The organism is Pseudoxanthomonas dokdonensis (assembly GCF_001431405.1).
Classification (GTDB): domain Bacteria; phylum Pseudomonadota; class Gammaproteobacteria; order Xanthomonadales; family Xanthomonadaceae; genus Pseudoxanthomonas_A; species Pseudoxanthomonas_A dokdonensis.
The window spans coordinates 130,647-153,673 of sequence record NZ_LDJL01000005.1 but is presented as its reverse complement, the minus strand read 5'-3'; the positions used below and the strand labels follow the sequence as shown (position 1 = coordinate 153,673).

The 23,027-nt window shown below is 65.4% G+C and carries 14 protein-coding genes; 9 read left to right on the top strand and 5 right to left on the bottom strand.

The genetic code is table 11. The features are described 5' to 3' along the window. The first annotated feature begins 7 nt into the window (after nucleotides 1-7). From ABB29_RS05820 to ABB29_RS05785, 8 genes are all read left to right on the top strand, one after another. Nucleotides 8-2,713, top strand: coding sequence for a beta-mannosidase (locus tag ABB29_RS05820; RefSeq protein WP_057657669.1), 2,706 nt, complete (start codon nucleotides 8-10; stop codon nucleotides 2,711-2,713). Next, the gene (locus tag ABB29_RS05815) at nucleotides 2,710-3,990 is read left to right on the top strand and encodes an AGE family epimerase/isomerase (protein WP_057657668.1); all 1,281 of its coding nucleotides are present in this window, start codon (nucleotides 2,710-2,712) and stop codon (nucleotides 3,988-3,990) included. The genes ABB29_RS05820 and ABB29_RS05815 overlap by 4 nt, the downstream gene beginning before the upstream one ends. Further along, on the top strand, nucleotides 3,983-7,336 hold the full coding sequence (locus ABB29_RS05810; protein WP_057657667.1) for a GH92 family glycosyl hydrolase: 3,354 nt from the start codon (nucleotides 3,983-3,985) through the stop codon (nucleotides 7,334-7,336). Before ABB29_RS05815 ends, ABB29_RS05810 begins: the two co-directional genes overlap by 8 nt. Before the next feature lie 259 nt (nucleotides 7,337-7,595). Then, entirely contained in the window at nucleotides 7,596-10,697 is a 3,102-nt protein-coding gene (locus ABB29_RS05805; protein WP_057657666.1) for a TonB-dependent receptor, read from the top strand. A gap of 184 nt (nucleotides 10,698-10,881) precedes the next feature. Next, a complete protein-coding gene (locus ABB29_RS05800) occupies nucleotides 10,882-13,302 on the top strand; it encodes a GH92 family glycosyl hydrolase (protein WP_057657784.1) in 2,421 nt (806 codons plus the stop codon). 45 nt (nucleotides 13,303-13,347) lie between these two features. Further along, nucleotides 13,348-14,532 (top strand): LacI family DNA-binding transcriptional regulator, encoded by a 1,185-nt coding sequence (locus ABB29_RS05795; protein WP_425414733.1) that lies wholly within the window; start codon nucleotides 13,348-13,350, stop codon nucleotides 14,530-14,532. 187 nt (nucleotides 14,533-14,719) lie between these two features. After that, nucleotides 14,720-15,703 carry a carbohydrate kinase family protein gene (locus ABB29_RS05790; RefSeq protein WP_057657664.1) on the top strand — a complete coding sequence of 328 codons (984 nt, stop codon included), beginning with the start codon at nucleotides 14,720-14,722 and terminating at the stop codon, nucleotides 15,701-15,703. 53 nt (nucleotides 15,704-15,756) lie between these two features. Beyond that, complete coding sequence (locus tag ABB29_RS05785; protein WP_057657663.1) at nucleotides 15,757-17,274, top strand: tryptophan halogenase family protein; 1,518 nt, start codon at nucleotides 15,757-15,759, stop codon at nucleotides 17,272-17,274. 120 nt (nucleotides 17,275-17,394) lie between these two features. Here ABB29_RS05785 and ABB29_RS05780 read toward each other — a convergent pair whose 3' ends face one another. Next, a complete protein-coding gene (locus tag ABB29_RS05780; protein ID WP_057657662.1) occupies nucleotides 17,395-18,021 on the bottom strand; it encodes a response regulator in 627 nt (208 codons plus the stop codon). Nucleotides 18,022-18,371: 350 nt separating this feature from the next. Here ABB29_RS05780 and ABB29_RS05775 point away from each other — a divergent pair, with 350 nt between their 5' ends. Then, complete coding sequence (locus ABB29_RS05775; RefSeq protein ID WP_057657661.1) at nucleotides 18,372-18,905, top strand: hypothetical protein; 534 nt, start codon at nucleotides 18,372-18,374, stop codon at nucleotides 18,903-18,905. A gap of 250 nt (nucleotides 18,906-19,155) precedes the next feature. Here ABB29_RS05775 and ABB29_RS05770 read toward each other — a convergent pair whose 3' ends face one another. The 4 genes from ABB29_RS05770 to ABB29_RS05755 are packed head-to-tail and all read right to left on the bottom strand — an operon-like array spanning nucleotide 19,156 to nucleotide 23,010. Further along, on the bottom strand, nucleotides 19,156-19,311 hold the full coding sequence (locus ABB29_RS05770) for a XapX domain-containing protein (RefSeq protein ID WP_425414732.1): 156 nt from the start codon (nucleotides 19,309-19,311) through the stop codon (nucleotides 19,156-19,158). Continuing rightward, nucleotides 19,308-19,538 carry a DUF1427 family protein gene (locus ABB29_RS05765; RefSeq protein ID WP_057657659.1) on the bottom strand — a complete coding sequence of 77 codons (231 nt, stop codon included), beginning with the start codon at nucleotides 19,536-19,538 and terminating at the stop codon, nucleotides 19,308-19,310. The genes ABB29_RS05770 and ABB29_RS05765 overlap by 4 nt, the downstream gene beginning before the upstream one ends. Then, on the bottom strand, nucleotides 19,535-21,178 hold the full coding sequence (locus ABB29_RS05760; protein ID WP_057657658.1) for an MFS transporter: 1,644 nt from the start codon (nucleotides 21,176-21,178) through the stop codon (nucleotides 19,535-19,537). Before ABB29_RS05760 ends, ABB29_RS05765 begins: the two co-directional genes overlap by 4 nt. A gap of 2 nt (nucleotides 21,179-21,180) precedes the next feature. Continuing rightward, nucleotides 21,181-23,010, bottom strand: a complete 1,830-nt coding sequence (locus ABB29_RS05755) for an amidohydrolase (RefSeq protein ID WP_057657783.1) — start codon at nucleotides 23,008-23,010, stop codon at nucleotides 21,181-21,183. Between the last annotated feature and the right edge of the window lie 17 nt (nucleotides 23,011-23,027).

The window sequence follows — 23,027 nt, the reverse complement described above, 5'->3', positions numbered from 1 at the left end:
AACCTGCATGCCCACCTGCTTCATTGCCGCCACGCCAGTCCAGGCAACGCACCGCCTGATCGTGCTGCGTGCCTTGTGCTTCATCGCGCTGTGCGCCGTGCTGTCCGGTGCGCAGGCGGTGGAGCAACGACAATTGGATCAGGGCTGGGAATTCCGCCAGCTGCCGGTGCGGGCAGGGGACCAGGATCCGGCCGGGGTCGGGTCTGCATGGCGGAAGGCTTTGATGCCCGGCACGGTGCACACCGACCTGTTGGCCCATGGCCTGATTCCTGACCCGTATGTCGGTGCGCCAGAAGCGGGATTGCAATGGATCGGCCTGGCCGACTGGGAATACCGCACCACTTTCGAAGTAAGCGCCGGCATGCGCGAGGCCGCGCGCAGCGAGCTGGCATTCGACGGGCTCGACACGATTGCCGAGGTATTCCTCAACGACGAGAAAGTGCTGGACGCGGACAATGCCTTCCGTACCTGGCGCATCCCCGTGCAAGGGCGACTGCGCGAAGGCGGCAACGAGCTGCGCGTGGTCCTGCATTCGCCCATCCGGCGCCTGCTGCCGGGCGTGCAGGCCATGCCGCACCGGATCGCCGGCAACTACCCCTCGCCCTACGGCGACGAGCCGAAAGACGCCATGACGGCGAACTTCGTCCGCAAGCCCGGCTACCACTATGGCTGGGACTGGGGTCCGCGCTACGTCACCGCCGGCATCTGGCGGCCGGTGCGACTGACCAGCTGGGACGTCGCCCGTGTCCAGGACCTGCAGCTGCGCCAGGACCATGTGGCCGAGGATGTCGCCGAACTGACCGCCATCGCGACCGTGGACATCGCCAGCCCAAGCGCTTACCTGGTGCGTGTGTGGCAGACCGTACCCGGCGGCCACAGGACGCTGGCGAAGGAAACCCGGGTGTCGCTGCCGCAGGGTATCGGCCGGGTACCGCTGTCCTTCAGCGTCCACCACCCGCAGCGCTGGTATCCGGTCGGCTACGGTGCGCAGCCGCTGTACCGGTTCGAGCTGGAGCTTGCGCAGGGCGGGGAAGTGGTCGATTCGCGCAGCGTGCGTACCGGCCTGCGCAGCGTAGAGCTGCGCCGCGATCGGGATGCGGCGGGACGCGGTTTCGCATTCGTCGTCAATGGCATCCCGATCTTCGCCAAGGGCGCGAATTCGATCCCCTTCGACATGTTCCCCTCGCGGGTGACGCCTGCGCAGCTGCGGCGCGTGCTGCAGTCGGCGGTGGACGCCAACATGAACATGGTGCGCAGCTGGGGTGGGGGATATTACGAAAGCGATGCGTTCTATGACATCGCCGACGAACTCGGGCTGCTGGTGTGGCAGGACTTCATGTTCGGCGGCGGCATGCAGCCGGCCTACGATCCTGCATTCCGGGCCAACGTGGTGGCAGAGGCGCAAGACCAGCTGCGGCGCCTGCGCAACCATCCGAGCATCGTGCTGTGGTGTGGCAACAATGAAGAAGAGATCGCCTGGAAGTACTGGGGACATGGCAAGACGCTGACCGATGCCGATCCCGCCTTCGCCGCACGGGTCTGGGACGGTTACGTGCAGTTGTTCGACCGTGACCTGCGCCGCGTCGTGGCCGAAGAGGCGGGCGGCATCGCTTATTGGCCCAGTTCGCCCAGTGACGACATGGCTGAAACGGCCAACACGCCCGCCAGTGGCGACATGCATTACTGGGAAGTGTGGGGCAATCCGGCTCGCCCACCCTCGGCATACCTGGATGTCACGCCGCGCTTCATGTCCGAGTACGGCCTGCAGGCCTGGCCCGTGCCCAGGACGATTGATCAGGTCATCGCTGGCGACCAGCAGCGCATCGATTCGCCGACGGTCGAAGCGCACCAGAAGTTCCTCGCCGGCAAAGGCAATGAACGGCTCCTGCACTATGTCCGCATGGAATTCGGCGAGCCACGCGACTTCGCCGGTTTCGTCTATCTCAGCCAGGTGATGCAGGCCGAAGGCATCGGACTGGCCGCGCGCCATCATCGCGCCAGCCGGCCGCACACGATGGGCTCGCTGTACTGGCAACTCAACGACGTATGGCCAGGTGCGTCATGGTCGGGCATCGATTGGTTTGGACGCTGGAAGGCGCTGCAGTTCCATGCGCGCCGCTTCTTCGCACCGGTGGCGGTGACGGCGCTGCGCAAGGACGGGCGCACGACGGTGTCCGCGGTGTCGGACCGCACCGTGCCGCGTCGCGGCGAGTGGCGATTGAAGGTAATGGATCTGCGCGGGCAGGTGTTGCGCGACGAGCGCGATGCAGTCGCGTTGGCGCCACTGTCGGCCATCCGCTTGGCTACCTATGACGATGCCGATCTGCTGGCGGGCGCCGATCCCGCCCGGACCGTGGCGGTGTTCGAGCTGCACGTCGAGGGCGAGCCGGTCTCGCGGCAGCTGGTCTATTTCACTGAGGCCCGCAACATCGCTTGGCCCGCATCCGCCGTCCATGCGCAGCTGCGAGCTGACCGCCGGGGCGCGACCCTGGAACTCTCGGCCGAAGCGTTGGCGCGTGCGGTCTGGATCGACTTCGGCGAGCTCGATGCCGAAGTATCCGACAATGCGCTGACCTTGCTCCCCGGCGAGCGCAGGGTGCTGCGTATTTCGTCCGACGCCACCCCGGATGCGCTGCGCCGGGCGCTGCACATCACCACCCTGGCGGACGTCCTGTCCGTGCCGCCATCTTCCCGGAGTACCGCTATCCCATGAGTCACACCGTTCCTCCGCACGCCGCGTTCCGCAGCGAATCCTTCCTTCGCGATCACATCCGCCAGACGATGGCCTTCTACCATCCGCGCTGCATCGATCCGCAGGGCGGGTTCTTCCATTACTTCAAGGACGACGGACGCATCTATGACACGTCGCACCGCCATCTGGTCAGCAGCACGCGGTTCGTCTTCAACTATGCAACCGCGGCGCTGGAGTTCGGCGACGACGACCCGGCGCTGGCTAGCGCCTACATCGATGCGGTACAGCATGGATTGAAGTTCCTGCGCGATCGGCATCTTGATCCGGTCAGCGGCGGCTATTTCTGGACCTTGCGCGACGGCGAACCCGAAGACACCACCCAGCACTGTTACGGTGCGGCTTTCGTGCTGCTGGCGTACTCCATCGCATTGAAGGCCGGGGTTGAAAGCTGCCGCGCGTGGATGGACGTGCACTGGAACCTGCTGGAAACGCGCTACTGGGATCCGCAATACGGCCTCTACCGCGACGAGGCCACGCGCGACTGGCAGTTCAGCGACTACCGCGGCCAGAACGCCAACATGCACATGTGCGAGGCGATGCTGGCCGCGTACGAGGCCAGCGGCCACACGCGCTACCTGGAACGTGCGCTGTTGCTGGCCAACCACATGACACGCCGCCAGGCCGGGCAGACCGAGGGACTGATCTGGGAGCATTACGATGCGCAATGGCAGGTCGACACCGACTACCACCGTGACGACCCCAGGCACCTGTTCCGTCCCTGGGGATTCCAGCCCGGGCACCAGACCGAATGGGCCAAGCTGCTGCTGATCCTGGATCGACACCTGGGTGATGCCGGCCATGATGTGGCGTGGCTGGTGCCACGTGCCCGGGAACTGTTCGACCGTTCGGTGGAGGCATCGTGGGACGGGGAGTGCGGTGGGCTGGTGTATGGCTTCGCGCCCGAGTCGCTGAGAAAGGACATCGCCGGACCCTCGCTGGCCGATGGCCGGCACTTCATCTGCGACGACGACAAATACTTCTGGGTGCAGGCCGAAACCATGGCCTGCGCCGCCCGGTTGGCGACGGTGACCGGCGACGACCGCTACTGGCAGTGGTACGAGCGGCTGTGGGAGTACGCCTGGACCCACATGATCGACCACGACCACGGCGCCTGGTTCCGCATCCTCGACCGGCACAACCGGAAGTACGACGATGACAAGAGCCCGGCGGGCAAGACCGACTACCACACCATGGGAGCCTGCCATGACGTTCTATCCGTATTCCGTGCGAATGACTGAGTCCCCGCGCAGGCACCGGGTGCCCATTGCCGCGACGCTGCTCCTGCTGGCGGCAGCGTTGCCGGCACAGGCGCGCGATCTGGACTTCGCGACTTCCTTCGAGCAGGCAGAGCCGGTACCCGCCCAGGCGCAGCCGGCAGCTGTCCGCATCGCCGTCGGCGACGGTCCGCAGCGGCCGTATGCGGCCAAGGCGAAAATGGGCTACAGCGGACAGCGGGCCCTTAACTACCGGGCGGATGCGGCGGGTAGCGCGCGCATGTTCGATGTCGATATCGAGGTGCAGAAGGACACGGTCCTGTCGTGGATGGTGCTTCCGGAGATCGTCGACGGCCACGCCGATGCATCCACTGGCGTATCCGTCGATCTCCTGTTCGACGACGGACGCAGGCTTTCCCAGCTGGGACTGATGGACCAGCACGGCGCAGCGGCCAACGCAGCGGGACAGGCTGCATCGAAGACGCTGTATCCGCAGCAGTGGGCGCACAAGCAGGTCCGCGTGGGCGATCTGGTGGCCCTGCGCGGCAAACACATCCGTGCCATCGAGCTGCAGGTCCAGCCCGGTCAGGACGCGGCCGCGAGCGGCTGGATCGACGACATCGCCGTGCGGCGCCAGGCGCAGCCGCGGATTGACCGTCCCAGCGATTACGTGGTCACCACCCGCGGCACCCAGTCCAACGGTACGTTCTCGCGGGGCAACAACATTCCCGCCACGGCCATGCCGCATGGCTTCAACTTCTGGGTGCCGGTAACCGATGCCGGCTCGCTTGGCTGGCTGTACCGGTGGAGCGAACAGAACGGCGATGACAACCGGCCGCGCCTGCAGGCGCTGTCGATCAGCCATGAACCGAGTCCGTGGATGGGCGATCGCCAGACCTTCCAGGTCATGCCGTCGTCGACCCGCGGTGTGCCGGAGGCCGACCGCGGCAAGCGTGCGCTCTCTTTCTCCCACGACCACGAGGAGGCCAGGCCGCAGGCCTACCGCGTCGACTTCGACAACGGCATCCGCGCCGAGATCGCACCGAGCGAGCGAGCGGCGATCTTCCGCTTCCGTTTCCCGCAAGGCGGCGATGCCAACCTGCTGTTCGACAATGTCGATGCCCGCGCAGGTCTGGCGCTGGATGCGGCGACACAGACCGTGCGTGGCTATTCCGATACCCGCAGCGGCCTGTCCAATGGCGCCACGCGCATGTTCGTCTATGCCCGCTTCGACCGGCCATGGCGGGACAGCGGCAAGATCGAGAGCGGACGAGCGACCGGTTACGTCAAGTTCGCGCCGGATCCGTCGGGCGAAGTGATAATGCGCATCGCGACTTCGCTGCTCTCGGTGGAGCAGGCGCAGCGCAATCTGGAGCAGGAGATCGGCGATGCCAGCTTCGATCTGGTCCGCTCGCGCGCGCAGGATGCCTGGGACGCCCTGTTGGGTCGGGTGAAAGTGGAGGGTGCCAGCTACGACCAGCGGGTCACGGTGTACTCCAACCTGTACCGTCTTTTCCTGTATCCCAACATCGCCTACGAGAACACCGGCACTGCCGGCCAGCCCGAATGGCGCCATGCCGACCAGAACAGCTGGTCCAAAGACAACAGCGGTGGCGATGACCAGCTGACGTCGGCGGCGGTCAAGCCCGGCAGGATCTACGTCAACAACGGCTTCTGGGATACCTTCCGCACAACCTGGCCGGCCTACGCCCTGTTCACCCCGCAACGGGCCGGTGAAATGATCGATGGCTTCCTGCAGCAGTACCGCGATGGTGGCTGGGTCGCACGCTGGTCATCGCCCGGCTATGCCGATCTGATGGTTGGCACCAGTTCCGACGTGGCGTTCGCCGATGCGTGGTTGAAGGGCGTGACCGGATTCGATGCCCACGAGGCGTACGAGGCGGCGCTGCGCAATGCCACGGTGGTGCCGCCGGTCTCGAACGTTGGCCGCAAGGGGTTGGCACGGTCGATGTATCGCGGCTATGCGGACAACAGCGTGCATGAAGGCCTGTCGTGGACACTGGAGGGTGCGGTCAATGATTTCGGCCTGGCGCAGATGGCCAGCGGACTGGCGGCCGCGGAAAAGGATTCCGAGCGCGCCCGGCGCTATGCGGAGGAAGCGGAATACTTCCGCGCCCGTGCGACCGACTATGTACACCTGTTCGATCCCGCCACCCGGTTCTTCCGCGGACGTTCGCCGGATGGCCGGTGGGACTCACCGGCAGCGGGATTCGATCCCCGCATCTGGGGTGGCGATTACACCGAGGCCAATGCATGGACCTTCGCCTTCACCGTGCCGCACGATGCCGCCGGCCTGGCCAGCCTGCTCGGCGGAGATGATGTGTTGGCGCAGCGGCTGGATGAGTTCTTCGCCACGCCCGAGACCGCGGAGCAGGAATTCGCCGGCTCCTACGGCGACATCATCCACGAGATGACCGAGGCACGCGACGTGCGCATGGGCATGTATGCGCACAGCAACCAGCCCTCGCACCACATTCCCTGGATGTACGTGGCGGCGGGGCAGCCGTGGAAAACGCAGCGCATCACCCGCGACATCATCGGCAGGCTGTATCTGGGCAGCGAGATCGGGCAGGGCTATCCCGGCGACGAGGACAACGGCGAGATGTCGGCGTGGTACCTGTTCGGCATGCTGGGCCTGTATCCGCTGAGGATGGGCGCGCCGGAGTACGTCATCGGCTCGCCCGCATTCCCGTACACCGAGGTTGATCTGAGGGGCGGACGGACACTGACCGTGATCGCCCGCAACAACAACGCAGACAACGTGTACGTGCAATCGCTGAAGGTCAACGGCAAGCCCTGGCCGCGGCCGTGGATCCGCCATCAGGACATCGCCAACGGCGCCACGCTGGAGTTCGTCATGGGCCCAGCGCCATCGGCATGGGGCAGCGGCAGCGATGCATTGCCGCCGTCGCTGACGCCGCCGGGCGAAGCGCCTCGTGGACTGGCTGACATGACCTCGAAAGCCCTCAGCGTGTCGCTGGGTGGACGGGGCAGGGCGGAGGCGCTGGTCGACGATGACGCGTCCACCACGCTGCCGTTGCCTGCAGATGCGGAGCTCGAGTTCCGCTTCGCGGCCCCGGCCCACGTCACCCACTACACGCTTACCAGCGCCGACGCCGCACTGGCAGGCCTGTCATGGACGCTGGAAGGTCGTTCCGGCAATGGCGCCTGGACCCTGCTTGACCAGCGGCGTGGGCAGGCGTTCCCGTCGCGCCGGCAGCTGCGTCCTTTCCGGGTCGAACATCCGGGCGACTATGCCGCGTACCGGTTGCGGCTCGATGCACCGGCAGCGGCAGCGCTGGCCGAGCTTGAGCTGTTGCAACCGGTGACGCGGCAGGCTGTGCCATGAGCTCGGGGCGGCGGCGCCGGACGGCCTGCCGTCGCCCGCTTGTTGCGCGGCAGCATGCAACCTGCAAAGCGCTGTGATAATTGTATGCCGCGTGAATTAGACCGATCTAAACCGGTCTTTCGCGGAGGGGCAGGGAGGGAACCGGGGCGCCGCATGGCGCATGGGTCCTGTAGCGGCAGACTTTGTTTGCCAACTATTTAGATCGATACAAAACCGAATCGTGTCGTCAGCTGTTCAATCTTGGGAGAGGGTGATTGAAATGAAATGCACGCCAAACGCACGCAACCGCAGCACACTGTATGTAGGGATTGCCATCGCGTTGTCCGCGACGGTCGCATCCGCCAACGCGCTGGCCCAGCAGGCCGACAGCGCACCGGCCACACCGGCCCAGACCGAGGTCCAGGCCACGGACCTGGATGCGGTGACGGTCAAGGGCTATCGCTACTCGATCGAGCAGAGCCTGGAGCAGAAGCGCAACGCGAACGCCGTGGTGGAAGTGATCACCGCCGAGGACGTCGGCAAGTTCCCTGACAAGAATGTCGCCGACGCGCTGCAACGCGTGCCGGGCGTGCTGATCACCCGTGATGGCGGCGAAGGCAAAAACGTCAGCGTGCGCGGCCTGTCGCCGGAACTGGTGTTGACCGAGTTGAATGGCAACTACATCGCCAGCGCCGAATCCAACGGTGACCCGACCCGTTCGTTCAATTACACCTTGCTGCCGTCCAACATGCTGGGCAGCGCCGAGCTGTTCAAGACGCCGGAGGCGCGCATCGACGAAGGCGGCATCGGCGGCACCGTTATCCTGCACACGCGCCGTCCGCTGGAGCTGGAGTCCAACTCGGGCTTCGTCAATGTGGAAGGCACCTGGGCCGACACCACCGACAAGATCGATGGGCAGTTCTCCGGCTCGTATTCCTGGCACGACAAGGAAGAGCGGTTCGGCGTCTTCGTCGGCTACACCCAGCAGAAGCGCACCACCCGCACCATGGGCGCCAGCACCGAAAGTTGGCAGTGGTACGGCCGTGACGAAGGCGGCAGCGCCGTCGACGTCAATGGCAAGCCATCGGACTTCAACTCCAACTGGTGGGGCGGTACCGGCTTCTGGGACCAGAACGGCAACTACTACACCGGTTTCATGATGCCGACCTCGGTCAACTTCAACGTCAAGGAAGAAGAGCGCGAGCGCAAGGGCGGGCAGCTGACCCTGCAGTTCAAGCCGACCGACAACCTGACCCTGACGGCAAACTACTTCCGCTTCGACCTGTCGCAGAATTCGCAGACCAACTCGTTGAAGATCCCGGAATGGAACATCGCCCGCTATTACGGTGATGGCAACTGGCCTGGCGGCCGTCTGCTCGACGGGCTGACGTTCGACCCCAGCGGGACCATCGTCACCGGAGCCGGCTACAGCCTGCATCCGGGCAAGGCGTATTACTGCAGCGAGGAAGAGGCCGCCGCCGCCGGCATGGCCCCGGGCGGCTGGGGGTCGGACGACTGCACCGTGCCGACGCCGCAGATCACCGGCAGCTACAACATCGAAGAGTCGCTTTCGCAGACCGCCGATTTCGGCGGCGAATGGCGCGGCGAGAAGCTGGACATGTCCTTCAAGCTCGGCCGCACCTGGGCCGAGGGCGGGCCTTCGCTGCAGTTCTCGTTGCCGATCAAACCGCGCCTGCAGAATGCGGACGGCAGCTGGACCAACGGCAACTACGCCAGTGCGTGGGACCTGACCGGCACGCCGTCGATGACGTTCTCGCCGGAGCTGCTGCAGAATCTGCAGAGCGGCATCCTGCAGGTTGACCTGGGTTCGACCGGCTCCTCCTGGACCCGCAACGAAACCGAGCAGAAGTACGCCCAGGTCGACGGCACCTGGCACTTCGATGGCGATGTCTTCGACTCGCTGCAGTTCGGAATCAAGGGGCGCGACGGTGGCATCCACCGCAACACCGGCAACAGCTACTGGGTATGCCCGGGCACCGACCCGAGCGATTATGACAACCGCTACTGGGCAGGCCGCTGCAACAGCGTCGCCACCCAGTTCTCGCCGGACCTGATCAACTCGCTGGGCAATCTGCCGGGTGGCATCAATGCCAGCGCGTACCCGGCGATCAATTTCCCCGGCTATATCGGCTACCTCAACAGCACCTACGGCCCGATGCAGACCCGCCAGGAGGACAATTTCGTCTACAATGTAGACGAGAAGATCTATTCCACCTACCTGCAGGCCAACTTCCGTACCGACCGTCTGCGCGGCAACGTCGGCGTGCGCGTCGCACGCACGAAGCAGCATGCCGACTCGACCGACAAGATCACCTCCTACAACGACTACTTCTTCGACGGCGCCGACGGCAATCCGCTGGCCTGCATCCAGGGCGACACGACGCCTGCCGGCGCGCCCGCCGATACATTCTGTGGCAGCGAGGGCTACTGGCGACTGCACGAACGGGTGGCGCGTCCGGAATCCTATGAAATCGCCGCGCTCGACCGCACCTACACCGACGTACTGCCCAGCTTCAACCTGGCCTACGATCTGACCGACGACCTGGTGCTGCGCGCTGCGGCGTCCAAGGTCATGTCGCGTCCGAGCTATGGCGATATCGCTTCGCCGGGCAGCCTGGAGTACTACAGCGAGGAATACGTCGACGATCGACGCCTGACCGGTGGCGCGGGCGAGCTGGGCTGGTACGGTTCGGGCAGCAACAAGGGGCTGGAGCCGTACCAGGCCAACCAGTACGACCTGGGCCTGGAGTGGTATTTCCACCCGGGCTCGGTCGCCGGCGTTGGCCTGTTCCGCAAGAACATCGAGAACTTCGCGGTGGATGTGATCACCGACGTCAACCTGCTGGTCGGTGGCGAGACGGTCACCGTGCAGAACTACAGCACCCAGGCCGGTGGCCAGGACGCGGTTTCGCAGGGCGTCGAACTGTACGCACAGCACACGCTGGATTTCGGCCTCGGCTTCCAGGCCAACTACACCTACAACGACGCCAGCAAGGCGGCGGTGACACTGGAGGACGGAACCGAAGCCGGCAAGACCTCGATGCCCGGCAGCGCGAAGAACCAGGCCAACTTCACCGTCTTCTACGAAACCGAGGCTCTGTTGTTGCGCGCCTCGTACAACCGTCGCGGTGAAGTGGTGCAGGGCCTCGTCAACGGGCTGAATGTCTACCAGGAGCCGTACTACCAGGTCGATCTGAATGCGGCTTACAACATCACGCCGGCGCTCAGCGTCAGCGCCTCGGTACTCAATCTGACCGAGGAGGAGACGCGCTCGCACCTGGGCAACGACACCAAGGACCGCTTCTACACCAACGGTTATGCCGGTCGCGTCGCGTATCTTGGCCTGACCTACAAGTTCTGAGCCTGTCTGGTCTTTGGGCCCCATGCTTCCTCTCCCGCCCGGCAACGGGCTGCATGGGGTCCATGGCCCGGCCATGGCCGGGCCACTTATCTCCCCGCGCGCGGCCATCTGTCCGGATTCCGCACGCTGAACCACAGGACAGGAACGGATGAAGCCAAACCTCCCGCTTTCACTGCTCAGCACCATGCCACTGCTGTTCGCGCTGGCTGTCTCTGCCGCCGCCTCCAGCCCCGCGGCAACGCAAGGCCTGAGTGCCGAGGTCAACACCTTCATCGGCAGCAAGGACGACGGCAACACGTTTCCCGGCGCGTCCGCCCCCTTCGGGATGATCCAGGTCAGCCCGATCGGTTCGCACTACTCGGGCTGGCGCTACGACGACCCGCGGATCCGTGGCTTTGGCCATTCCTTCCTGTCCGGCGCGGGCTGCTGGGAGCAGGGTGGGCAGGTGTCGGTGTTGCCAGTGAGCGGACGCATCGGTCCTGACGGTGACTTCGACACGACCGATCCACAGGCGTTCGACCACAAGCGTTACGGATCACGCTACCGCCACGACGGCGAAAGCGGCCAGGCCGGTTACTACAAAGTGCGGCTGACCGATTATGGCGGGATCGATGCGGAAGCCACCGCACTGACCCGCGCGGCAGCGGAGCGTTACACCTTCACCGCGGCGGGGGAAGGCCATGTACTGGTCAATATCGGCCAGGCCAACGAACGCCACGCGGTGATCGGCAGCAGCCTGACCGTGGTCGGTGACCACGCCGTCGAAGGCAAGCTGGTGACCAAGAGCTTCTGCGGTGGCCATCAGTACACCACGTGGTTCCGCCTCGAGTTCGATCGCCCGTTCAAGGCCTTCGGCACCTGGGGTGAAGCCGGTGGTGTGCCGGGATCGCGCCACGGGATGGAGGGCGAGGGCAAGCCCAGCGGTGCGTGGCTGACCTTTGACCTGGACGGCGATCGCAGCGTGACCGCGGTGTCGGCGATCTCGCATGTCGATGCCGAAGGTGCGCGCAACAACCTGCGTAGCGAGGGCATGGCCGGCGACAGCTTGCTCGGCTTTGACGAGATGCGCGCGCGTGCGCAGAAGGCATGGGACGCCGAGCTGTCCAGCGTGCGCGTGCACGGCGGCGGACATGATGATCGTGCGGTCTTCTACACCGCCTTGTACCACGCGCTGCTGCAGCCGATGGCTGGCAGCGACGCCGACGGCCGTTACCGGGGCTACGACGATCTCATCCATCGCGCCGATGGATGGACCTATTACGAATATTTCTCGCTGTGGGACACATACCGCTCGCAGAACCAGCTGATTGCGCTGTTGCGGCCACAGCGGGCCATGGACATCGCACGTTCGCTGCTGGCCATCGACCAGCAGGGCGGCTGGCTGCCGCGCTGGGGTTATGCCAACTTCGATACCAACATCATGACAGGCGATCCGGTCACCCCGTTCCTGGTGGATCTGTGGCGCTTCGGCGCGCTGCGGGGACGCGAGGCGGAGGCGTACGCGGCCCTGCGCAGGAATGCGTTCGGCGTGCCACCGTTGAATTCACGTCATGCCGGCCGTTCGGGCAATCCCAATTATCTGGCGCAGGGCTTCGTCCAGTACGATCGTGCATACCCTTCCAAAGGCATGGACGTGGATCCCCACCATGGCGGCTCCGCGACCCTGGAATACGCGCTCGCCGACTGCTCGCTGTCGCTGATGGCCGATGCGCTGGGACATGACGACGATGCCGCCGTGCTGAAGCGCCGCGGACGCAACTGGCGCACGCTGTGGGATGCGTCGGTGCGTGACGAGGCAGCCGGCTTCATCGGCTTTCCGCGTCCGCGCACCGCGGACGGGGAGTGGTACACGCCGTCGGACGGTCATTACAGCCCGCGTTCCCACCACGGCTTCCACGAGGGCACGGCCTGGCAATACCAGTGGCTGGTGCAGCAGGACGTGCCAGGCCTGGTGGAAGCGATGCACGGGCCACAGGAAGCCGCGCGACGCCTGGACGACTTCTTTGCCTACGATGCACTGGTCGCCGATCCGGATGGCGCGGCGCGCAAGCAATGGGTGGTCGGACCGTACAGCTATTACAACCAGTTTCGTTACAACCCGAATAACGAGCCCGACCTGCACGTGCCGTGGATGTACACGCTGATAGGCCAGCCGTGGAAGACCTCCACGGTGCTGCATGCGGCGCAGCAGCTGTTCACCAACGCGCCCAATGGCGTGACCGGCAACGACGACCTGGGCACGATGTCGGCCTGGTACCTGTTCAGTGCCATGGGCCTGTATCCGGTGGTGCCCGGCACCGGGCAGTTCGTGCTGCACGCGCCGCGCTTTTCCCGCATCGACGTGGACATGGGGCAGGGCCGCACGCTGCGGATTGAAGCGCCGCAGGCTGGCGACGGCAAGCCGCGCTACATCCGCAACGTAACGCTGGACGGCAGCAACCATGCGCCGGTGTGGCTGGATTGGGAGCGCCTGCGGCAAGGCGGTCGCCTGCACTTCGACCTGGCTGATGCGCCGCCATCGCAAGGCTGGGGCACGCAGGCGCAGGACCTGCCGCTGTCGCCATGCGCGGTCGAAACGGCGTCGACGGCAGGGGCCGGCCGTTGAGTCCGTGCCGGTTCCACCCATCGGAGTCCGCATGATGGTTTACGCTTGCTGCATTGTCGTCATGGATCGATACATATGAGTAAGAAACGCCCGCCCAAGGCAGCTTCCGCGCGAACGCCCACCGCCAGGTCTGCAAAGGCTGCGAAGGCGGACGCAGGCGCTGTTGCCCAGACGAGGACGGGCAAGGCGGCGCCGGCGGTGCGCGCGCGCGATCCGCAGCGGGTGGTGACCGTCACCGATATCGCCAATGCCATCGGTGTTTCACGCGCCACGGTATCGCTGGTGCTGCGCGACAGTCCGCTGGTTCACGCCGACACGCGCGCCCGCGTGGAAGCCGAACTGAAGCGGCAACGGTATGTCTACAACCGCGGCGCGGCCAACCTGCGTCGACGCACGTCGTCCAGCGTCGCACTGGTCATCAACGACCTGTCCAATCCGTTCTTCGCCGAATTCGCAGCCGGCGTCGACGAAGCCCTGGGCGAGAAGGGGTACGTGACGCTGCTCGGCAGTACCGGCGAATCGCCCGAACGGCAGCAGGCCGTGCTGGCCTCGCTGATGGAGCACACGCCGGCGGGGGTGATCCTGTCGCCGGCGGAGGGCAGCGATGCGGCCCAGCTGCACAAGGTGCTGGATACGCGCGCGAACGTGCTGCTGTTCAACCGCGAACTCGCCGGCGCCGACGACTGGGGCTTTCTCGGACTGGACAACCAGCGTGGCGCACAGTTGGCCACCGAACACTTGATCGCCCTGGGCCATCGCCGCATCGCGTTCTATGGTGGACATGCCGATTCAAGCTCGTGCCGGCAGCGACGCGCGGGCCATGCGCGGGCAATGAAACGGGCGGGCCTGCCGGTCGATCCGTCCTGGCTGATCGAATCCGCGCCCAACCGCCTGGAAGCGGCCGCGGGGACCGCGAAGCTGTTCGGAGACCAGGCGCCGCCGACGGCAGCGGTCTGCTACAACGACACGGTCGCGCTGGGACTGATGCTGGGCCTGCTGGCGCGTGGCATCCAGCCGGGCAAGGGCTTCGCCGTCACCGGCTTCGACGATATCCCCGAGGCGGCGGTGACCACACCGCCGTTGACCACGCTGGCCGTCAACCCACGCGAACGCGGGCGGCAGGCAGCGCAGCTCGTGCTCGCACAGCTGGCTGAAGGCACCGCGCCCGACAGGACCATCGCACCGGTCACCCTGTCCGTGCGCGAGAGCAGCGGGGCGGCGCTGAAATGAGCGTGCCGCCGACCTGCATCGCATCGGCGTGTCGTGCCCGCGGGCGCCGGCATCCGACCTTTGCATCTCCTCCAAGTTCCTCCTCCAATATCACCTTTGCCATGAAACCCATCGCGCTATTTGCCGCTCTTCCTCGCCGCGCCGACATCGTGCGGGCTCCGTGTGCCTTCCCGCAGAGTGGGCTCGCATGAGTTCTCCGGCGCGCAGGATCGTCTGCTTCGGCGAGGCCCTGATCGATATGCTGGCGCAGCCGCCGGCATCGCCCGAAGCTCCGCGCAGTTTCCTGCAGTACGCCGGCGGTGCGCCTGCGAACGTGGCGGTGGCGGCGGCGCGACTCGGTGCCGATGCGCACTTCGCCGGCATGCTCGGCGAGGACATGTTCGGCGACTTCCTGTTCGACAGCCTGGCATCGGCGGGTGTATCCACCGACTGCATCGTGCGCACCGGCGATGCGAAGACCGCGCTGGCGTTCGTGGCGCTGGACGAACATGGCGAGCGCAGTTTCAGTTTCTACCGGCCACCGGCCGCCGACCTGCTGTTCCGCGCCGCGCATTTCAAACCGGCGTGTTTCGAGGGGACGGGCGTGTTCCATGTCTGCTCGAACAGCCTGACCGAGGCGGACATCGCCGATGCCACCTACCAGGGCATGCGTCTTGCACGCGCTGGCGGCGCCATGGTCAGCATCGACATGAATCTGCGTCCGGCCCTGTGGCCGCAAGGCGAAGACCCCACGCCACGGCTGTGGAAGGCGCTGGCCGAGGCTGACCTGGTGAAGCTGTCGCGGGAGGAACTCGAGTACCTGGCACAACCACTGGGAGGCGAGCAGGCGGTCCTGCATCGCCTCTGGCAGCAGCGTGCGCAACTGCTGGTCGTGACGGACGGTGCAGGGCCCATCGCATGGCATACGCGTGCGGCGAGCGGGAAGGTGGATACTTTCCAGGTCACGACGCTGGATTCCACCGCGGCCGGAGACGCATTCGTGGGCGGGCTGCTGTTCCATCTGACCCGGCACGACAGGCTTGGCGAAGGCCTCGCCGCGTTCGTCTCGTGTCACGACGACATCGCCACCGCGATGCGCTTTGCCGCCGCCGTGGGTGCCCTGGCGGTCACCCGCAAAGGCGCGTTCGCCGCCATGCCAACCGAGCAGGAAGTCAACCAGCTGCTGTCGTGATCGTGCCGCGCACGTGATGCGGCGAACCCGACCAACCAGGATGAGGATCGACCATGACGGCTAGCGGCAACCCCATCGGATCCATCGTCGTCGTCGGCGGTGGCAGTGCGGGCTGGATGGCGGCGACCGCACTGGCCACGTACCTAGGCAGGCAGGCATCGGTCCGTCTGGTCGAATCCGAGGAAATCGGCATCGTCGGGGTAGGGGAGGCCAGCGTCCCTTACATGAAGCAGTTCAACGCAGGCGTGCTGGGCATCGACGAGTTTGATTTCGTTGCCCGCACCCAGGGTACCTTCAAGCTCGGCATCCAGTTCAATGACTGGGGCCAGATTGGCGATTCCTACCTGCACGGCTTCGGCAGGATCGGCCAGGGCATCGGGCCGCTGCCGTTCCATCAGTTCTGGCTCAAGTTGTTCCTGGCCGGCCGGGCGCGGCCGATCGGCGAATATTCGCTGCCAACCCTGGCGGCCCCGCTGGGAAAGTTCATGTCCAGCCCGGGCAACGTGCCGCAGGATTCGCCACTGGCCGACATCGCCTACGCGTATCACTTCGATGCGGGGCTGTACGCACGCTACCTGCGTGAGCTGGCAGAGCGGCGCGGCGTGCAGCGCATCGAGGGCAAGATCAGCCATGCCCTGCAGCGCGGCGAAGATGGCTTCATCGAAGCCGTGGTACTCGAGAGCGGGGAGCAAGTCGCCGGCGATCTGTTCATCGACTGCTCCGGCTTCCGTGGCCTGTTGATCGAACAGACGCTGGACACCGGTTACATCGACTGGACCCACTGGTTGCCCTGCAACCGGGCCATGGCCGTGCCGTGCGCCACCGCCGGCGCGCCAACGCCCTACACCCGGGCCACAGCCCGCACGGCGGGATGGCAATGGCGCATCCCCCTGCAGAACCGGATCGGCAACGGCTACGTGTATTCGAGCGAACACATCAGCGACGACGAAGCCGCCGCCACGCTGCTGGCCAACCTCGACGGACCCGCGCTTGCCGACCCGCGCCCGCTGCGCTTCACCACCGGCATGCGCCGCAAGCTGTGGAACAGGAACGTCGTCGCCCTGGGGCTCGCCAGCGGCTTCATGGAGCCACTGGAATCGACCAGCATCTACCTCGTCCAATCCGGTATCCAGCGACTCCTCGGCCTGTTCCCCGACCGTGGTTTCGACCCCATCCTGGAGCGCCAGTTCAACGAGGAATCCGCATTCGAATACGAAAGCACGCGCGACTTCCTGATCCTCCACTACTGCGCCACCCGCCGCAGCGACAGCGCGTTCTGGGACTACTGCCGGACGATGTCGATCCCCGACACCCTGCGGCGCAAGATCGACATGTTCCGCAGCGGCGGGCGCTATTTCCGCACCGGCGACGAGTTCTTCGCGCTGCCGAGCTGGGTGCAGGTGATGCTGGGGCAGGGCATCATCCCCGAAGGCTACCATCCGATCGTCGACGACATGCCCGAACCGGCCCTCATCGAACACGTCGCCCGCGTGCACCGTTCAATCGCCGATGGCGCGGCTGCCATGCCGGCGCACCAGGCCTACATAGACCGCTACTGCAGGGCGTCATAGGCATCAACTTCCGGCGGGTTCTGAGCAGCGAAGCGAGTTGGAATCCAATCTTCCAAAGGATCTGTGCCGCCGGGGACGCCGGATCAAGACCTGCTGGTCGAGTAGCTGCGGAGAACGACGTCAAAGCACGGGCTGATTCAGCATTCCGCGGCGCATGGCGATGTGGATGGCTTCCGTGCGATTGCGGGCACCGAGCTTCTCGAAGATGCGGGCAAGGTGCGACTTGATGGTTTCGGCCGAGATATCCAGCTGATTGGCCATCTGCTTGTTGGCCAGGCCGGCGGCGAGCAGCTGCAGGATGTGCTGTTCGCGGGCGGTCAGTGTCTCTTCGCCGACATGCTCGGCGATGTCGGCACAGACTTCGGCCGAGACGTAGCGTCTGCCGGCGTGGACTTTACGGATGCAATCGACCAGTTCGCTGCGCAACGCATTCTTCAGCAGGTAACCACAGGCGCCGGCCGCCATTGCTTCACGCGCATTGCCGTCGCCGCGGTACGTTGTCAGGACAACGACCCGCGCATGGGGGAACTCGGCCCGCAATGCACGCACTCCCAACAGCCCGCCCATGCCAGGCATCTGCAGATCCATCAGGGTGATGTCCGGCAGGTACTGCCGGAATGCCTCAAGCCCGGATTCGGCGCTGCCCGCACCAGCGACCACGTCCAGGTCATCGTCGGCGGACAGCATGGCGGCGATGCCTTCACGCAGGACTGGATGATCGTCGACGGTGAGGATGCGGATTGTCATGCCGGGTGAATTCCTCGGGGGGCGCCAATCAAGGCGGGGCCTTGGCGGCCAGCTACAGCATCTACGGGGAAAGTCGCTTGATCTACGGGGTTCGGCGGCTCGTCTGCCGATGAGCGTGGCTGCAACCCGCACCAAGTGGCGCACATCGGATATCCCGCTACCGTCCGGAGTCCAGGCCGCGTTACGGAGGCCAGTATAGTGGAGCAATTCCTGCGCGGCGCGTTTTCACCCAAACGGGTGAGCTTGTGGAGGCCCTTAACTGCGACGCCGGCAGGCCGCTGCGGAAGTAGCCTGCAGTCACTGGGCCCGTGCGGGATCAGCTGGCCACGGCAGCAATGGGAGTCCCACGAATGGTCATCAACGTCCCGCGGCTGGAGGCGATTCTCGGAGACCATGCCGACGCGTTGGGTACCAGCTTCGAGGGCTATCGCAACCACGTTTACAGGGTGCTCAATTTCCATCTGCTGCTGTCTGACGGCAGGAGCCCCGACCTCGACAGACTGGCCATCGCCGCTGCACATCACGACCTCGGCATCTGGACCGCCGGCACGCTCGATTATGTGGGACCATCGATTGCGTTGGCAGCGGCCTACCTGGAAAGAGCGGGCCTGCAAAGCTGGAAGACCGAAGTGGGTGCAATGATCCAGCACCATCACCAACTGAGCGCTTGTCCTGCCAGCGTGGCGAGGGAGGTGGAGCTGTTCCGGCGTGCCGACTGGATAGACGTGACGATGGGCGCCCGCCGGTTTGGATTGCCGCGCCGTGCGGTCAAGCAGGTGAGGGCTGTGTTTCCCGATGCCGGTTTCCATCGACGGCTGACAAAGCTGGTACTGATGCGATTCATGCGTCACCCACTCAATCCGTTGCCGATGGTTCGCTTGTAATCGTGATTGGACGATGCGTGCGGGAAGGACTGGACTATTCCTGCGTTAACTCGACTACCCACATTCCCTTTGTCACTCTTCCGCGGCGCGCTCCCCCCCCAGCGCCGCCGCGGAAGAGTTTTTTCCACGCTCGCTAAGCGACGGATTGAAAGGTGGCCGTTGCCCCGGCATGGACGTCGAACTCGCTGCTACTGACTGCGTTCGGGTAGTCCCTCATCAAGCAGCGTCGCGACGTTGCATCGCGACTTTCTCATCGCAACAGATGATCCGCCAGCAGGAATCCGGCAGTCATCGCCACCACCAGCAACGCACCCTGCAATCGCGGCGGCGCAGGTAGTGGGATGTCCAGCATCCGGCAAGCTGTGCCGATGGCAAGCGCCAGCAGGACGCCAGCCAGCACCATCATGCCTGGTCACCGACACCGGTCAGGCCGTCCGGTCCACCGCAATCACGGACATGGCGCGCCTTGCGTGCGGTAACGAAAAGGTCAGCGAACTGATAGCCAGCACTCATGGACACGACCAAAAGGGCGCCGACCAGCGCCGGTGGCGCCGGCACCGGGATGCCGAACCATCGGCAGGCGAAGCCAATCACGAATCCCAGCAGCAGGCCGATGGCGAATCTGATGTTCATGCGGCTGGCTCCGGATGCTCATGCGGCGCCATGGCGGCAGCATGTTTGCCGTCGCCGATGAAGTGACGGACGCGCGGTGCCCGCTGGCCTCGATGTAGATCGCGCAGTTGCTGCTGCAGACGCTGGTCATCGGCCGTGGTCCGGTGGTGCTGGCGCAGGTGCTGTAACCATGTCGGCACCAGGAAGTACTCCAGCCAGATGCCCGGCTGACTGATGTCTTCCACCAGATGCCAGTCGATGGCACCGTCGCGACGTCGTGTCCGGCCCAGCTCGCGGCCGAGGGCAAGGAAGCGCGACCGGTCCTCATTGGCGATGTTGTATTCGATGATCACCATCACCGGCCCGCGCTCATGTGCTGGCGGCTCGACGGCCAGCGGCTGTGGCCAATGCGCCGATGGTGTGAAGTCGAGCAGTTCGCTGGCACCCAGCCGGAATCTCCGTGCCACCAACGCCATGTTGGCCGCCCCCAGTGCCGCCGTCGCCAATGCGATGGTCACGCCCATGCGTTGTGCCAGCGCCCCCCATGCCAGGCTGCCCAGCGCCATGCCCAGTGCAAACACCATGATGTAGAGCGACAACGCACGCGCCCGCACCCATCCCGGCACCGACAGCTGAGCAGCTACCTGCAATGAGGAAAGGACGGTGATCCATCCGCTGCCGAATACCAGCAGCAATAGGCCGATCAGCAGCGTCGAGCGGGTGCAGGCAACGCCGATCGTCGCCAGCGCGCAGGCCAAGGTGGCGACCAGCACCAGCGCATCGCCGTCATGGTTGCGGCGCAAGCGTGGCAGCAGCAGGGTTCCGCCGACCGCGCCGATGCCAATGCAACCCAGCAGCAGGCCGAAGGTGCCCGGACCCGCGGCCAGTTCGCTGCGCACCAGCACCGGCAACAGCGCCGGTATGGCGCTGGCAAACAAGAAGAACGTGATCGCCTTGGCCAGCACCGACTGGAAAACCGGTGCCTGCCAGGCGAAGCGGATGCCGGCCCGCAAGCCGACAACGAACGACTCGCGTGGCAAATCCGGCGCGATCTTTACCGGCTGCCATCGCCACAACACCAGGATCACACCGACGAAGGACAGTGCATTGAGCGCAAACGCCAGCGCAGGACCGGCCTGGGCGAGGATGACTCCGCCGATGGCCGGCCCTATCGAGCGGGCGATGTTCATGCCGGCCGAGTTGAGCGAGATCGCCGACGCCAACTGTGGGCGTGGCACCAGTTCGGGCATGATCGCGGCCTGCGCCGGCATTGCCATCGCCGCCCCGGTGCCGAGAGCGAAGGTCAGCGCCAGCAACGACCAGGGCCCAAGCATGTCGAGTTGTGCCAACAGCGCCAACAACGTCGCCACCGACAACATCCACAGCTGGGCCAGGATCAGATAGCGCCTGCGGTCGATGCTGTCGGCCAGGGTACCGGCGACCAGGGCAAACAGCACCACCGGCAAGGTGGTCGCCGATTGTACCGCCGCCACCATCAATGGCGATGACGTGGTCTCGGCCATGACCCAGGCAGCGGCGACATCATGGACCCAGGTGCCTATGTTGCCGACCAGTACCGCCAGCCATAGTGCCCGGAACGTGGTCTGGCGCAGTGGAGACCACGGGTCGGCATCCACGGCGCTGGCATCACCGGGCTGCATGGTCAGAAGGCGAAACACGAGCAGCCCAGCGCACCCCAGAAACCCGCATCCCCGCTGGGCACTGGATGGTGGGCGGCGTGACCATGGCGATGAGCGCGGCAGCCATGGCCCCGGCCAGAAGCGATGGTGTTGGCCGGCGGCAGATGCCGCGCGCGCGCAGGCAGGTTGCGCGGCGACCAGTCGGGCATTGCCGGCGGCAGCGCCGGGGCCAACGGGGCGTAGTCGTCGTCAGCATGCACGATGCGACCACCGACCACCGTCAATACGCTGTGGATATCGGCGATGTCGGCAACTGGCACCTGCATGTAATCGGCCGACAGCAGCGCCAGATCGGCATACTGACCGACTGCCAGCGTGCCCTTGACTGCCTGCTCGTCGGAAAACCAGGCGCTGCCCTGCGTCCATGTCCGCAGGGCTTCCTCACGCTCGAGCAGATTGTCATCGCCGTACAACGGCATACCGCCAACCGTGCGCCCACTGACCAGCCAGTGCAATGCGGTCCACGGGTTGTAACTGGCAACACGGGTGGCGTCGGTGCCTGCGCCTACCGGTATGCCGGCATCCAGCATGCGCCGGATCGGCGGCGTGTGGGCGGCCGCGGCGGCGCCGTAACGTTCGACGAATGCCTCGCCCTGGAATGCCATCCGGTGCTGCACGGCGATGCCGCCACCCAATGCACGCACCCGTTCGATGTTGCGCGGCGAAATGGTCTCGGCGTGGTCGATGATCCAGTGCAGGCCTGCGAACGGCAGCTCGCGATCGATGCGCTCGTAGACATCCAGGATGCGGCTGATGGTTTCGTCGTAGGTGGCATGGATACGGAATGGCCAACGCTTCTCGACCAGCAACCGCACCACGCTGTCCAGGTCCGGCTCCATCCGCGCCGGCAGGTCCGGGCGCGGCTCGTTGAACAATTCGAAATCCGCGGCGGAAAACACCAGCATTTCGCCAGCGCCGTTATGCCGAAGCCAGTCATCGCCCTGGCGTGGTTGCAGCATTTCCGTCCAGCGCTGGAAGTCGTTGTATTCACCACCGTTGTTCTGGGTGAACAGGTTGTAGGCGATGCGCACGGTGAGCTCGTTGTCGGCGTGCAGCTTGCGGATGATCGCGTAGTCATCCGGCCAGGCCTGGAAGCCGCCGCCGGCGTCGATCACCGAGGTGATGCCCAGGCGATTGAGCTCGCGCATGTAGTGACGGGTTGAGTTGAGCTGGTATTCCGGCGGCAACCGCGGGCCTTTGGCCAGCGTCGCATACAGGATCAGCGCATTTGGCTTGGCCAGCAGCAACCCGGTCGGGTTGCCTGCCTTGTCGCGCTCGATGCGGCCGCCTGGCGGATCCGGAGTATCCCGGGTGTAACCGACCGCGCGCAGCGCCGCTGCGTTGAGTAACGCGCTGCCATACAGATGCAGAATGAACACGGGTGTATCCGGCGCCGCAGTATTGATTTCCTGCAGCGTCGGCAGCCGCTTTTCCTTGAACTGGTACTGGCTGAAACCGCCGACCACGCGCACCCATTGTGGCGGTGGCGTACGCAGTGCCTGGGCCTTGAGCAGGGCCATCGCGTCGGCCAGCGAACCCAAGCCCTCCCAGCGCAGCTCCATGTTGTAGTTGAGGCCGCCACGGATGAGATGGGTGTGACTGTCGTTGAGGCCGGGAATCAGGCGCTTTTTACATGCATCGATAACCGTGGTGGCCGGTGTGCGGTATGCCATCACTTCGGCATTGGTGCCTGTCGCCAGCACCCGGCCATCAGCCACGGCGATGGCCTCGGTCTGTCTGGCGGCGGGGACCAACGTCGTGACCCTGGCGTTATGGATGATCAGATCGGCCATGCGGGCTGCCTTGGTGG